Here is a 13,339-nt window from a genome sequence, read left to right on the forward strand (position 1 = left end):
GGAAGGCTCACGGCGCCGGGTAGGAACCCAGCACTTTCAGGTAGGCAACCTGCGCCCGCAGGGTATTCAGGGCGAGCGCGACGTTCGGATCGTTGCGATGCCCCAGGACATCGACATAGAAATAGTATTCCCACTCGCCCGTGCGGGCCGGACGGGATTCGAAACGTGTCATGGACACGCCGTTGGCCGCCAGCGGCGCCAGCATCTCGTAGACGGCGCCAGCGCGGTTCGGCACCGCCAGGATCAGGCTGGTCTTGTCCTTGCCGCTGACCAGCGGCTCGATGTTGCCGATCGCCAGGAAGCGCGTGCGATTGTGCGGGTCGTCCTGGATGCCGGCGCTGACGACCTGCAGGTTCCAGGCCGGCGCCGCCACTTCGCCGGCGATGGCGGCGATGGTCGGGTCGGCAGCAGCCAGGCGCGCGGCCTCGGAATTGCTGGCCGCGGCCACGCGTTCCAGGTCGGGATAGTTGCGCGTCAGCCAGCCCTGGCACTGGGCCAGCGCCTGCGGATGCGCGGAAATCGATTTGATACCGTCCATGGTGCCGGACTGCGACATCAGGCAGTGGCGGATCACCAGCGAACGCTCGCCCAGGATGCGCAGCGGCGTGTTCAGCAGCAGGTCCAGGCTGCGGTTGACGGCGCCTTCGGTGGAGTTCTCGACCGGCACCATGCCGACGTCGGCCTGGCCCGCTTCGACGGCGCGAAAGACTTCATCGAACGACACGCAAGGCAGCTTCTGCACTGCGTGGCCGAAATGCTCCAGCGCGGCCTGTTCGGAAAACGAACCCTGCGGGCCCAGGTAGGCGACGGTCATGCCGCGTTCCAGGCCACGGCAGGCCGAGATGATCTCGGTCCAGACCGACGCCACGCCGGCCGCCGGAAAAGGGCCGGGGTTCAGTTGCTGCAGACGGCGGATGACTTCGGCTTCGCGCTCGGGGCGCAGCACCGGGCCGTCGGCATGGGCGGCGTGCTTGGCCTCGCCCACTTCCTGCGCGGCGCGGGCGCGCTGCGACAGCAGGTCGAGGATTTGCGCATCGATGGCGTCGATGCGGTCGCGCAAGGGGCGCAGCTTGCGCTGCAGGTCGTCATCCATAGCGGCGCTCGAATTCCTTCAGGTACTCGACCAGCGCGGCCACGGCGGCCAGCGGCACGGCGTTGTAGATCGAGGCGCGCATGCCGCCCACGCTCTTGTGGCCCTTGAGCTGCGTCAGGCCGGCGGCCTCGGCGCCTTGCAGGAAGGCGTCGTTGAGCGACTCGTCGCGCAGCACGAACGGCACGTTCATGCGCGAACGCACGGGCACGTGAATCGGATTGCGGTAGAAACTGGTGCTGTCGAGGTAGCCGTACAGCAGCTCGGCCTTGGCCTTGTTGGCCGCTTCCATGCCCGCCACGCCGCCATTGGCCTTGACCCACTTGAACACCAGGCCGGCGATGTAGATGGCGAAGGTCGGCGGCGTGTTGTAGCGCGAATGCTCGGCGGCTACGTTGGCGTAATCGAACGCCGACGGACAGATCGGCAGCGCATGGCCGATCAGGTCACGGCGGCAGATGGCCATGGTGACACCGGCCGGGCCGGCATTCTTCTGGGCGCCGGCGTACATCATGCCGCAACGGCTGACATCCATCGGCCGCGACAGGAAATGCGAGGACGCATCGACCACCAACGGCACGTCGGGCGCGTCCAGCGCGGCCATATCGGGCCAGTCCATGAACTCGACGCCGCCGATGGTTTCGTTGCTGCACAGGTGCAGGTAGGCCGATTCCTTGCGCACTTTCCAGGTGTCGACCGGCGGCACCCAGGTGAACGGCGCCTGTTCGCCGCCATCCAGTTGCGTCGCCTGCCCGCTGGTGGCCGCGACCTGCGCGTCACCGTAGCGGCCGGCTTCCTTGTAGGAGCGCGACGACCAGTGGCCGGTGACGACGAAGTCGGCCGCCGGCGTGCCGCGCCGCCCCATCAGATTCATGGGAACGATGGCGTTCTCCCCGGAACCGCCGCCTTGCATGAACATCACCGCGTAGTCCGGAGACAGGCCGAGCAGATCGCGCAGGTCGCTTTCCGCTTCGTCGCAGATCTGCACGAAGTGCTTGCCGCGATGACTCATTTCCATCACGGACATGCCACTGCCGTGCCAGTCCAGCATTTCCGCAGCGGCTTGCTGCAGTACCACCTCGGGCAGGGCCGAGGGGCCAGCCGAGAAGTTCCAGGGGCGGGCCATTATTGCTCCGTAGGTTCCGTCGAATCCGTTGCTCCGGCGTCGCCGTCGCCCTCTTCCTGGCCGTCGTCCAGGTCTTCGCTGTCATCGTCGGCATCGCTTTCGACGACCCGGCGCACGCCGGACAGCGAACTGCCGTCGTCGACGTTGATGAGGGTGACGCCCTGCGTGGCGCGGCCCATTTCGCGAATTTCCGCGACCCGGGTGCGCACCAGCACGCCGCCGGTGGTGATCAGCATGATTTCATCCGAAGGCATCACCAGCACCGCGCCGACCACCCTGCCGTTGCGCGAGCTGGTCTGGATGGCGATCATGCCCTTGGTGCCGCGGCCATGGCGCGTGTACTCGGTGATCGGGGTACGCTTGCCGTAGCCGTTTTCGGTGGCGGTCAGCACGCTCTGCGTTTCGTCCCCGGCCACCAGCAACGCGATCACGGTCTGGGTGTCCTCGAGCATCATGCCGCGCACGCCGCGGGCGTTGCGGCCCATCGGGCGCACGTCGTTCTCGTCGAAGCGCACGGCCTTGCCGGCGTCCGAGAACAACATGACGTCGTGCTTGCCGTCGGTGAGGTCGGCGCCGATCAGGTAGTCGCCATCGTCCAGGTCGACCGCGATGATGCCGGCCTTGCGCGGGTTGGAGAAGTCGGACAGCGGGGTCTTCTTGACCGTGCCGCGCGAGGTCGCCATGAAGACGTAGTGGTCTTCGCTGAACTCCTTGACCGGCAGCACCACCGTGATCTTCTCGCCTTCGGCCAGCGGGAACATGTTGACGATGGGCTTGCCGCGCGAGTTGCGCGTGCCTTGCGGCACTTCCCAGACCTTGAGCCAGTAGACCCGGCCACGATTCGAGAAGCACAGCAGGAAATCGTGCGTATTGGCGATGAACAACTGGTCGATCCAGTCGTTTTCCTTCATCGCGGTGGCCTGCTTGCCACGGCCGCCGCGTTTCTGCGACCGGTATTCGGACAGCGGCTGGCTCTTGATGTAGCCGCCGTGCGACAGGGTCACGACCATGTCGGTGGGCGTGATCAGGTCTTCGGTGTCGAGTTCGGTCGCGTTCAGCTCGATATCCGAGCGGCGCGCATCCTTGGCGCCGGTGGAGAACTCGGCCTTGATGGCCTGCAGTTCCTCGCCGATGATGCTCGTGATGCGCTCGGGACGGGCCAGGATGTCCAGCAGGTCGGCGATGGTGGACATGATGTCCTTGTATTCGCCGACGATCTTGTCCTGCTCCAGGCCGGTCAGGCGCTGCAGGCGCATGTTCAGGATTTCCTGCGCCTGGGTGTCGCTCAGGCGGTAGAGCCCGTCGCCTTGCAGGCCGAACTCGGCGCCCAGGCCATCGGGGCGGAACGCCGCGCGGCCGCCCGGCGTATCGCCGTCGGCACGCGACAGCATCTCGCGCACCAGCGAGGAATCCCACGACTTGGCCATCAGTTCCTGGCGCGCGACGGGAGGCGTCGGCGCGGCCTTGATGATGGCGATGAAGTCATCGATGTTGGCCAGCGCCACGGCCAGGCCTTCCAGCACGTGGCCGCGCTCGCGCGCCTTGCGCAGCTGGAACACGGTGCGGCGCGTGACCACTTCGCGGCGATGCTGCAGGAAGTAGTCGATCATCTGCTTCAGGTTGAGCAGGCGGGGCTGGCCATCGACCAGCGCCACCAGGTTCATCCCGAAGGTGTCCTGCAATTGCGTGTTCTTGTAGAGGTTGTTCAGCACCACCTCGGGTACTTCGCCGCGCTTGAGCTCGATCACCAGGCGCATGCCGTCCTTGTCGGACTCGTCGCGGATGTCGGAGATGCCTTCGATCTTCTTGTCGTTGACCAGCTCGGCGATGCGCTCCTGCAGCGTCTTCTTGTTGACCTGGTAGGGAATCGCGTCGACCACGATGGCCTGGCGGTTGCCCTTTTCCATGTCTTCGAAGTGGGTCTTGGCGCGCATGATGACGCGGCCGCGGCCGGTGCGATAGCCTTCGCGCACGCCGGACATGCCGTAGATGACGCCGCCCGTGGGGAAATCCGGCGCCGGGATGATCTCCATGAGTTCATCGACCGAGCACGCGGGATTGCGCAGGCAGTACAGGCAGCCGTCGACCACTTCCTGGAGGTTGTGCGGCGGGATGTTGGTGGCCATGCCCACGGCGATGCCCGAGCTGCCGTTGACCAGCAGGTTCGGCAGGCGCGAGGGCAGCAGCAGCGGCTCTTGCTCGCTGCCGTCGTAGTTGGGGCCGAAGTCGACCGTTTCCTGGTCGATGTCCGCCAGCAGCTCGTGGGCGATCTTGGCCAGGCGGATTTCGGTGTAACGCATCGCCGCGGCGTTGTCGCCGTCGATGGAGCCGAAGTTGCCCTGGCCGTCGACCAGCATGTAGCGCATGGAGAAATCCTGCGCCATGCGGACGATGGTGTCGTAGACGGACTGGTCGCCGTGGGGGTGGTACTTACCGATGACGTCCCCGACGATACGCGCGGACTTCTTATAGGCGCGGTTCCAGTCGTTGTTGAGTTCATGCATCGCGTAGAGCACGCGCCGGTGGACAGGCTTGAGCCCGTCCCGCACATCCGGTAGCGCCCGCCCGACGATCACGCTCATCGCGTAATCGAGGTAACTGCGGCGCATCTCTTCTTCCAGCGATACCGGAAGCGTCTCCTTGGCAAAGGAATCCATATATATAACGACAGAATCGTGTAAGGAGGAACCCGGGCCGGGTAAACAGGAAATTCTATCATTCGATTGGGATCGAGGCCCCAAGGGCCCCGCGCGGCCCGTGGCTCGGGCCTCGACACGGATGTCGCGGGCAAGCGGCACCGGCACATTCGCCCGCATCTGGAACCCTGTTGTCAAAAACCAACAGGGCAAACCAATGGAGCGAGGAAAACGCCATATCCAGCACCAATGCGGCTGTCCAGGGAAGCCAAAGCCCCCCAAATGCCTTAAGATTGTTTCCAGCACGCAGGAAACCCAGTAGCTATTCCTTTGAACCAGCTCTTGGCGTTGCTATACTGGCCCCGTTTTCCTGATATGCGGCGGGGGTTCGCTGCGAGTCACTTATCCAGCTTCAAGCTCAACGAGGAGAAACATGAACAAACCCTCCAAATTCGCTCTGGCGCTCGCCTTCGCTGCCGTCACGGCCTCGGGTGTAGCCTCGGCCCAGACCTATCCCCAAACGGTGGACAACTGGCGCAATCCGTTTGGTGACGTTTGGAAGAACGGCACGAACGAACTGTGCTGGCGCGATGCGTTCTGGACCCCGGCCACCGGCATCCCCGGTTGCGACGGTGTTCCGGTCGCACAACAGAAGGCGAAGCCGGCCCCGATGGCGGCCAAGGTCGTGTTCAACGCTGACACGTTCTTCGACTTCGACAAGTCGACCCTGAAGCCCGAAGGCCGCCAACTGCTGGACCAAGTCGCCCAGCAAGCTCGCGGTATCGAGCTGGAGACCATCATCGCCGTGGGCCATACCGACTCGATCGGTACGGAAGCCTACAACCAGAAGCTGTCCGAGCGCCGTGCCGCTTCGGTCAAGGCCTATCTGGTCAGCAAGGGCATCGATCCGAACCGTATCTACACGGAAGGCAAGGGTGAAATGAACCCGATCGCTTCCAACAAGACGAAGGAAGGCCGCGCCCAGAACCGTCGCGTTGAAATCGAAATCGTGGGTAGCCGCAAGTAATTGCCGGACTAGCTACAATAAAGGGCCTCGCATCGCGAGGCCCTTTTTTTCGCCTGGCTTGCACCAATGCGGTGCAAACACCCCGGCGCCCGCAAGCGCCGCAGTCCCTCTCTAATATATAGAGTGCCGCCTTATGCTGGACCGCCCATGAGCACCCACACTTCCGATACCGCCCAAACCACCATCAATGCCGATCAGGCCGAACTGGACAAGTTCGGCGCGCTGGCCAGCCGCTGGTGGGACCCCGAAAGCGAGTTCAAGCCGCTGCACGCCATCAATCCCCTGCGGCTGGAATGGATCCAGGAAAGCGTGGGCAGCCTGGCCGGCAAGAAGGTGCTGGATGTCGGCTGCGGCGGCGGCATCCTGTCGGAAGCCATGGCGCGCACGGGCGCGGACGTCACTGGCATCGACCTGGCAGACAAGTCGCTCAAGATCGCCAAGCTGCACGGCCTGGAATCGGGCGTGAAGGTCGAATACCGCAAGGTGCCGGTGGAACAGCTGGCGGCCGAGCAACCCGGCCAGTACGACGTGGTCACCTGCATGGAAATGCTGGAGCACGTGCCGGACCCGGGGTCCATCGTGCGCGCCTGCGCGGCGCTGACCAAGCCGGGCGGCTGGGTGTTCTTCTCGACCCTGAACCGCAACCCCAAGTCGTTCCTGTTTGCCATCATCGGGGCCGAATACCTGCTGCGCCTGCTGCCACGCGGCACCCACACCTATGACATGTTCATCAAGCCCAGCGAACTGGCCGCGGCCGCCCGCGGGGCCGGCCTGGAGCCGGTCGGCATGCGCGGCATGGAATACAACCCGATCACCCAGATCTATTCGCTGACTTCCGACACCTCGGTCAACTACCTGATGGCTACCCGCAAATGAGCGCCCTGATCCTGTTTGATTTCGACGGCACCCTGGCCGATACCGCCCCCGACCTGGCCGCCGCCGCCAACCAGCAGCGCACCCGCCGTGGGCTGGATCCCCTGCCCTACGAAACGCTGCGCCCGGTAGCCTCGCAGGGCGCGCGCGGCCTGCTGCGCGTGGCGCTCGGCCTGAAGCCGGGCGACGACGAATACGAACCGACCCGCCTGCAGTTCCTGGAAGACTACGCCGCCAGCTCCACCGTCCACAGCAAGCTGTTCCCCGGCATCGAGGCGCTGCTGGCCGACATCCGCCAGCGCGGCCTGTCATGGGGCATCGTGACCAACAAGGTCACCTACCTGACGCTGCCGATCGTCGAGCACCTGAACCTGACCCGCGACAGCGCCGTGCTGGTGTGCGGCGACACCACCGCCCACGCCAAGCCGCATCCGTTGCCGCTGCAGCATGCCGCGCGCGAAGCCGGCTTCGCCACCGATCGCTGCGTGTATGTCGGCGACGACCTGCGCGACATCCAGGCCGCGCATGCGGCCGGCATGCCCGCCGTTGCCGCCGCCTACGGCTATGTCGGCGAGGACGATGACATCATCCACTGGGAAGCGGAGACCTGCGCCAACACCCCCGCCGAACTCTGGCCGGCAATCCAGCCCCTGCTACCTGCCGACCTGCGCTGATCCCCCCGGCGGCCTGCCGCCCATGACAACGGCCTGGTTCGATTAGTGGACCAGGCCGAACTATTTATCCGGCGCGCGGGACTTTATCCGGCACGCCACGTGAATTAAAGTATGTTCATGCAGGGCAATACGGGTGCTTCCCGATTGCCTTTCCCGGCAAAATGCCGGCGCTGCGCGGCACCGCCTGCGCAGCGATCCCGCGCCACGCATTGGCGGCCCGCGCCGCCCATGCGCCCACGCGCCGAAGCCTGTCCGGCGCGCAACCCAGACTTTTTCAGACTCATTCATCCCGCATCGCGCGTCGCCCCAGGGCTGCGCGCGCACCTGGAATTGCCCATGCTTTTGCCCATCCTGTTACTTTCAGCCGCCGGCTTCACCATCCTGACCACCGAATTCCTGATCGTCGGCCTGCTGCCCAGTCTGGCCCGTGACCTGAATGTCACGGTGTCCCAGGCCGGGCTGCTGGTGTCGCTGTTCGCGTTCACCGTGGCGGCCACCGGACCGCTGCTGACCGCGTTGATGGCCAATATCGAGCGCAAGCGCCTGTTCATCAGCGTGCTGGTGCTGTTCGGCCTGTCCAACGCGCTGGCGGCGGCGGCCCCGAACATCTGGGTCATGGCGCTGGCCCGCTTCGTGCCCGCGCTGGCGCTGCCGGTATTCTGGTCGCTGGCCAGCGCCACGGCAGTGGAGCTGGTGGGCCCCGCCCGGGCCGGGCGCGCCATCTCGATGGTGGCGTTCGGCATCGTCGCGGCGACGGTGTTCGGCATTCCCATCGGCGTGCTGATCTCCGACGCCTTCGGCTGGCGAGCGGCCTTCGCCGTGCTATCGGCAGTGGCGTTCGCCAAAGCGCTGTTGCTGCTGCTGGCCTTTCCCAGCACCCGTATCCGCGCCGAGAGCGTCAAGCTGGTGACGCAATTGCGTATCCTGCGCAATCCGCTGGTGGTCGGCCACGTACTGCTATCGGTACTGGTGTTTACAGGCATGTTCACGGCCTATACCTATCTGGCGGACATGCTCGAGCGGCTGGCCGGCTTCAATGGCCAGATCGTCGGCTGGACCATGATGGCATTCGGCGCGGTGGGCCTGATCGGCAACACGCTCGGCGGCCGCCTGGTCGACCGCAACCCGCTGGGCGCGACCGCGCTGTTCTCGGCGCTGATGGCCGCCGGCCTGGTGTTCGTGGCCTCGGTGATGCAGTCACATGGTTTGCTGGCGGTCGTGCTGACGGCCTGGGGCGTTGCGCAGGCGGCGCTGTTCATCGTCTGCCATGTGCGCCTCATGAAATCCGCGCCCGAGGCGCCGGCTTTTGCCGCCTCGCTCAATATTTCGGGCGCCAATATCGGCATCGGGCTGGGCGCGGTGGTCGGCGGCCACGTGATCGACCACTATGGCCTGGCCGCGCTGGGCTGGGCGGCGGCGGCCATCGTGGCACTGTCGGTCGGCCTGGCGCTCGCGCTGATGGCGGCATCGCGCCTCCCGCGCCGGGTAGGCAAGACCGCCTGCGCCAACATCACATGACGATGCTTGACGGCGCGCGGAAACACAGCGGACTATCGCATTTCCCAGTACAATAGAACTTCTTGGGGCCGATCCGGATTCGACGTGGGTCGCGAAACAACTCAGGGCATGCCGAGCACCAGTACGCTCGTTAAACCACTGGAACACTACAAACGCCAACGACGAGCGTTTCGCTCTCGCCGCTTAAGCGGTGAGCCGCTGCACTGATCTGTCCTTGGGTCAGGCGGAGGAAGGCAACTTCCTAGGGGGGCAACCCTCGAACCGCAGCAGCGACATTCACAAGGAATCGGTTCGCGCTGGGGTCACACGGCTCGGATTTAAATTACGTGAATCGCTCTGGTCCGGCCTGTCGGTTGGCTAAGTCCAGGGTTAAAACCAAATAGATCGACTACGCATGTAGAACTGGTTGCGGAGGGCTTGCGGACGGGGGTTCAATTCCCCCCGGCTCCACCAAATTTCCGCCATAGCGCCAAATGGCCGACCTTTACGGGTCGGCCATTTTTTTTGTCCTCGGCACCCCTCACATATGGCCCGCACCCAGCGGCGTTTTCACGCCTATCCACGGCTGCGGCGCGCCCGCAAACGCGGGTAGCCGGCGCGATGCCTGCGGCATGCGAAAAAAATGAAGTGACTACGGGGCCAACCCCGCCCCCCGCCGGGAACCGTTAAAAATTGCAAATCGCTTATAAATTCGACACGATAAGCTCGAGTCGCCGCTAATATTTCGTATTGCATCGAGACCCATTTTTGCCCCATACGTAACAAAAAAAGACAAATCTAGACATTATTTGACACAGAATTGACAGCAAAACGAAATGTGCGGCTTCCCTGCTTTATTTCTGCCTGGCATCGATTGCAGCCAAGTTAATTCAACGACTTACTGCCAACTATCGACCAAAACGAAATAATCCGTCACATATTACCAATGCTATCAAGACATAATAAGCGCAAGAAAATGCCACCGGCTCAGGCCGCTCGACTGCGATGAAGATACTTTCCATATTCGGAACGCGTCCAGAAGCGATCAAGATGGCTCCCCTGGTCGCTGCCTTGCAGGATGAGTCGCAGTTGGACAGCGTGGTATGCGTGACCGGCCAGCACCGCCAGATGCTGGATCAGGTGCTGGCATTGTTCGATCTGCGCGCGCAGCACGATCTGGACGTCATGGTGTCCAACCAGACCCTGAACGGCCTGTACGCGCGCCTGATCAGCCGGGTGGACGAGGTACTGGCGACGGAACAGCCGGATTACGTGCTGGTGCATGGCGATACCAGCACCGCCTCGGCCTGTGCGCTGGCCGCCTTCCATCGACGCGTCCGCATCGGCCATGTCGAAGCGGGCTTGCGCACCGGCAATCTGGCCATGCCCTTTCCCGAAGAGATGAACCGCCGCGTGGTCGACGCCATCGGCGACTGGCTGTTTGCGCCGACCGCCGAATCGCGCGGCAACCTGCTGCGCGAGAACCTTGCCGGCCGCATCACCGTGACCGGCAATACCGTCATAGACGCGCTGGCCATGACCTGCGCCAAGCTGTCCCCCGATGGGCCACTGGCGCGCGGGCTAGCCACGCGCTACGACTGGCTCGACCCGCAACGCCGACTGATGCTGGTGACCGGCCACCGGCGCGAGAGCTTCGGCGGCGGCTTCAAGAACATCTGTGCCGCGCTGGCCGAGCTGGCCCGCCGCGAAGACCTGCAGATCGTCTATCCGGTGCACCTGAACCCGCAGGTGCGCAATGTCGTGATGGCCGATCTGGCGGGGCTGGAGCGGGTCCACCTGATCGATCCGCTGGATTATCTCGATTTTGTCTGGTTCATGCAGCGCGCCCATCTCATCCTGACCGACTCCGGCGGCGTACAGGAAGAGGCGCCGTATCTGGGCAAGCCCGTGCTGGTGATGCGCGACGTGACCGAGCGCCCGGAAGCGGTGCGGGCCGGCACGGTGGCGCTGGTGGGCACAGACAGGCAACGCATCGTCACTGAGGTCAACCGACTGCTCGACGATCCCACGCTGCATGCCGCGTTTTCGCGGCGTATCAACCCGTACGGAGACGGCAAGGCCAGCGCGCGTATTGTCGATGCGCTCTGCGGCCGCGCCGTCTCGGAATTCGATCCCTACGGCGCGGCCACCGGCACGCCGGCCTGATGCCTCCCGACCTGAGTGTTCCGCCAGGAGTTCCCATGCCCAAACCCACTTCCCTTCCCGCCGCCCTGGCGCTCTGTCGCACGCTCATGGCTGCGGGCCTGCTGGTGCCGTTGGGCGCGATGGCCAGCCCGGCCGGCGACGCGCTGCGGCAATTGCAGGGCGATGATTGGGTCACGCGCAACACCACGCTGGCCGATCTCGGGATCACTGAGCCGGTCGTTCTGAGTAACAGCGATGCGCGCCAGGAGTTCTACCTGCCGGTGCCGCGCGGCGTGCCGATAGCCGACGCCACCTTGAACTTCGACGCCAAGTACACCAAGGGCGAACCGGGCCGCACCAGTCTGGTGCTGTGGGCCGACGGTGTACCGCTGAATGCGCAGCGCATCGCCGACGGCGATGGCCGCATCGCACACGGCTACACGGTCGACCCGCGTGGCCGCGAGACCGGCTTCCTGCGGGTGGGCGTGGACTGGTAATCGGAAATCGCGCTGCGCCATTGCGAGAGCAATCGCGCCACCGCGAATGCGCTGACCATCTCGCCGCAAACGCGCCTGACTTATCGTTACGACGCCTCGGCCATCGGCAATCTGGATGACGCCTGGGGCACGCTGCCGGGCAAGCCGACCCTGATCGTCGGCGGCGCCAAGCTCGACCAACAGGCCTTCGACAGCGCCTGGCGCGTCGGGGTGGCGCTGGAACGGGCCGGCAAGCGCGTGGCGGTCCGCGCTTTCCCGTCGGTGGGCGACGAGATCGACACGCGCGGCTTGCAGGCTCCCACCGGATTGGCGCAGATCCCCGCGTTCGCGTCGCTGGCCGACAACGGCGCGCACAAGATCGCCAACGCCGCCGAGATCGGCGCGCTGCTGGTGATGGGCGCGCCCGCCGTCGCCGGTGACGTGGTGATCGCCGACGCCGCGCTGCGCGCCAAGTTGAACGAGGCGCTGGACGCGCTGCAGGCGCAACTGGCCAGCGACGCCGACGCCGCGGCGGCCTTCCGGTCCTGGCGCGAGCGGCGCGTGCCGCTGGCCGGCGCCGACCTGCGGTCGAAGGAAATCCGCCTGGCCGCGATGGGCCGGCAGGCCGTGATCGCATTGGCCGCCGATGCCGGCGCGCAGGGCGCGGGCGCCTTCGACAGCGCCTGGCGCCGTATCCTGGTGACACGCCAAGTACAGGTCAAGGCCGCGATGCCGCCGCAGACCTTCCAGGATGGCGGCCTGCGCCTGACGGCGCTGGGCGGTTCGCCCAACAGCTTCAACGTCGTCGCCAGCGGCGATTGGACCACCACGTTCCCGCTGGCCGCGGTCTCGGCCGATGGGCGCATGCCCGGCGAACTGGTCATGGACGTGTCGGCCGCGCCCGGCGCATCGTCGACACGGCCGGTGGCGTCGGTCTTCTGGAACGGCATCCTGCTGGCCGCCAAGCAGTTGGACGCCGACGGCCGCCCCGAGCGCCTGACCGCGCGCGTCCCCGGCTATGCGCTTGGCGTCACCAACGCGGTGCGCGTCACGTTCCAGCGCCAGCCGGTTTCGGTCGACTGCAATGAGATTCCCCAGGGCTATCCGGTAAACGTACTGCCGACCAGCTACGTGAAGCCGGAAAAGGCCGAGCCGGATGGCACTTTCGTCGGCCTGCTGCCCCTGCTGGCGGGCTCGCCGCAGGTGATCGTGCCCGACAGCTACCTGGCGGACGCGCCCGCCAACCTCAAGCGCCTGATCGGTATCGCCTCGGCCAGCGGCATTTCGACCGCCCGCGCCGAACTGTCGGTGGCGCCCGCCGGCCAGGCGGTCAAGCCAACCCGCCCGTTCCTGGCCATGGAGGTGCCGGTGGAAGGCGCCAAGCCAATGGTGACCGTCACCGACCGCAAGCAGTTGCGCATCGACGGCAGGAACACGACGTGGCTGGACATCTCCGGGCTGGAGCACCTGAGTTCCGCCGAGGTGATCAGCGCCAGCGGCCAGGACGGCGTGCTATGGCACACCCTGGGCCAGCAGGCCGGCATGCCGGACGCGCCGTTCGTGCTGAATCGCGGCAACGTCGCGCTGATCGGCGCCACCGGCCCGGTGGCCTGGATCGACAGCGCCAACCCCGACGCCAGTCATCCGCCCGGCGCCGGCGAGAGCGCATTCTTCGAATGGCGCCGCTATATTTCGTGGGGCGTGCCCGCGATCAGCGTGGCGCTGCTGGCGCTGATCCTGATCCTGATCCTGGCCACGCGCGCCAGCCGCAGGAAGAAACAGGACCGCCCGTAAA

At 65.5% G+C, this 13,339-nt stretch carries 8 protein-coding genes, 1 other RNA gene and 1 pseudogene; 7 read left to right on the forward strand and 3 right to left on the reverse strand.

The window, feature by feature from the left end; all coding sequences use genetic code 11:
* Positions 1 to 7: 7 nt before the first annotated feature.
* The 3 genes from pheA to gyrA are packed head-to-tail and all read right to left on the reverse strand — an operon-like array spanning position 8 to position 4,873.
* On the reverse strand, positions 8 to 1,093 hold the full coding sequence (gene pheA / locus K2W61_RS01065; protein WP_175134942.1) for a prephenate dehydratase: 1,086 nt from the start codon (positions 1,091 to 1,093) through the stop codon (positions 8 to 10).
* On the reverse strand, positions 1,086 to 2,216 hold the full coding sequence (gene serC, locus K2W61_RS01070; RefSeq protein ID WP_175134941.1) for a 3-phosphoserine/phosphohydroxythreonine transaminase: 1,131 nt from the start codon (positions 2,214 to 2,216) through the stop codon (positions 1,086 to 1,088). The genes pheA and serC overlap by 8 nt, the downstream gene beginning before the upstream one ends.
* A complete protein-coding gene (gene gyrA, locus K2W61_RS01075) occupies positions 2,216 to 4,873 on the reverse strand; it encodes a DNA gyrase subunit A (RefSeq protein WP_175134940.1) in 2,658 nt (885 codons plus the stop codon). Before gyrA ends, serC begins: the two co-directional genes overlap by 1 nt.
* 412 nt (positions 4,874 to 5,285) lie before the next feature.
* Here gyrA and ompA point away from each other — a divergent pair, with 412 nt between their 5' ends.
* From ompA to K2W61_RS01115, 7 genes and pseudogenes are all read left to right on the forward strand, one after another.
* The gene (gene ompA, locus K2W61_RS01080; protein ID WP_175134939.1) at positions 5,286 to 5,879 is read left to right on the forward strand and encodes an outer membrane protein OmpA; all 594 of its coding nucleotides are present in this window, start codon (positions 5,286 to 5,288) and stop codon (positions 5,877 to 5,879) included.
* 147 nt (positions 5,880 to 6,026) lie between these two features.
* A complete protein-coding gene (gene ubiG / locus K2W61_RS01085; RefSeq protein ID WP_175134938.1) occupies positions 6,027 to 6,755 on the forward strand; it encodes a bifunctional 2-polyprenyl-6-hydroxyphenol methylase/3-demethylubiquinol 3-O-methyltransferase UbiG in 729 nt (242 codons plus the stop codon).
* Positions 6,752 to 7,426, forward strand: a complete 675-nt coding sequence (locus K2W61_RS01090; protein WP_175140794.1) for an HAD-IA family hydrolase — start codon at positions 6,752 to 6,754, stop codon at positions 7,424 to 7,426. Before ubiG ends, K2W61_RS01090 begins: the two co-directional genes overlap by 4 nt.
* Positions 7,427 to 7,762: 336 nt before the next feature.
* Positions 7,763 to 8,944 carry an MFS transporter gene (locus K2W61_RS01095; RefSeq protein ID WP_175140793.1) on the forward strand — a complete coding sequence of 394 codons (1,182 nt, stop codon included), beginning with the start codon at positions 7,763 to 7,765 and terminating at the stop codon, positions 8,942 to 8,944.
* Positions 8,945 to 9,008: 64 nt separating this feature from the next.
* Positions 9,009 to 9,397, forward strand: a transfer-messenger RNA (tmRNA) gene (gene ssrA / locus K2W61_RS01100).
* A 531-nt stretch (positions 9,398 to 9,928) separates the two neighbouring features.
* Entirely contained in the window at positions 9,929 to 11,089 is a 1,161-nt protein-coding gene (wecB, locus tag K2W61_RS01105) for a non-hydrolyzing UDP-N-acetylglucosamine 2-epimerase (protein ID WP_175134935.1), read from the forward strand.
* Between the two features lie 35 nt (positions 11,090 to 11,124).
* A pseudogene (locus K2W61_RS01115) lies at positions 11,125 to 13,338 on the forward strand (hypothetical protein).
* Position 13,339: the final 1 nt, after the last annotated feature.

Origin of the sequence: Achromobacter pulmonis, assembly GCF_021733725.1 — a bacterium.
Taxonomy (GTDB): Bacteria; Pseudomonadota; Gammaproteobacteria; order Burkholderiales; family Burkholderiaceae_B; genus Achromobacter; species Achromobacter pulmonis.

Coding starts and splice junctions, on each gene's coding strand:
- pheA (WP_175134942.1), bottom strand. CDS start 1,093: ATGGATGACGACCTGCAGCGCAAGCTGCGCCCCTTGCGCGACCGCATC.
- serC (WP_175134941.1), bottom strand. CDS start 2,216: ATGGCCCGCCCCTGGAACTTCTCGGCTGGCCCCTCGGCCCTGCCCGAG.
- gyrA (WP_175134940.1), bottom strand. CDS start 4,873: ATGGATTCCTTTGCCAAGGAGACGCTTCCGGTATCGCTGGAAGAAGAG.
- ompA (WP_175134939.1), top strand. CDS start 5,286: ATGAACAAACCCTCCAAATTCGCTCTGGCGCTCGCCTTCGCTGCCGTC.
- ubiG (WP_175134938.1), top strand. CDS start 6,027: ATGAGCACCCACACTTCCGATACCGCCCAAACCACCATCAATGCCGAT.
- K2W61_RS01090 (WP_175140794.1), top strand. CDS start 6,752: ATGAGCGCCCTGATCCTGTTTGATTTCGACGGCACCCTGGCCGATACC.
- K2W61_RS01095 (WP_175140793.1), top strand. CDS start 7,763: ATGCTTTTGCCCATCCTGTTACTTTCAGCCGCCGGCTTCACCATCCTG.
- wecB (WP_175134935.1), top strand. CDS start 9,929: ATGAAGATACTTTCCATATTCGGAACGCGTCCAGAAGCGATCAAGATG.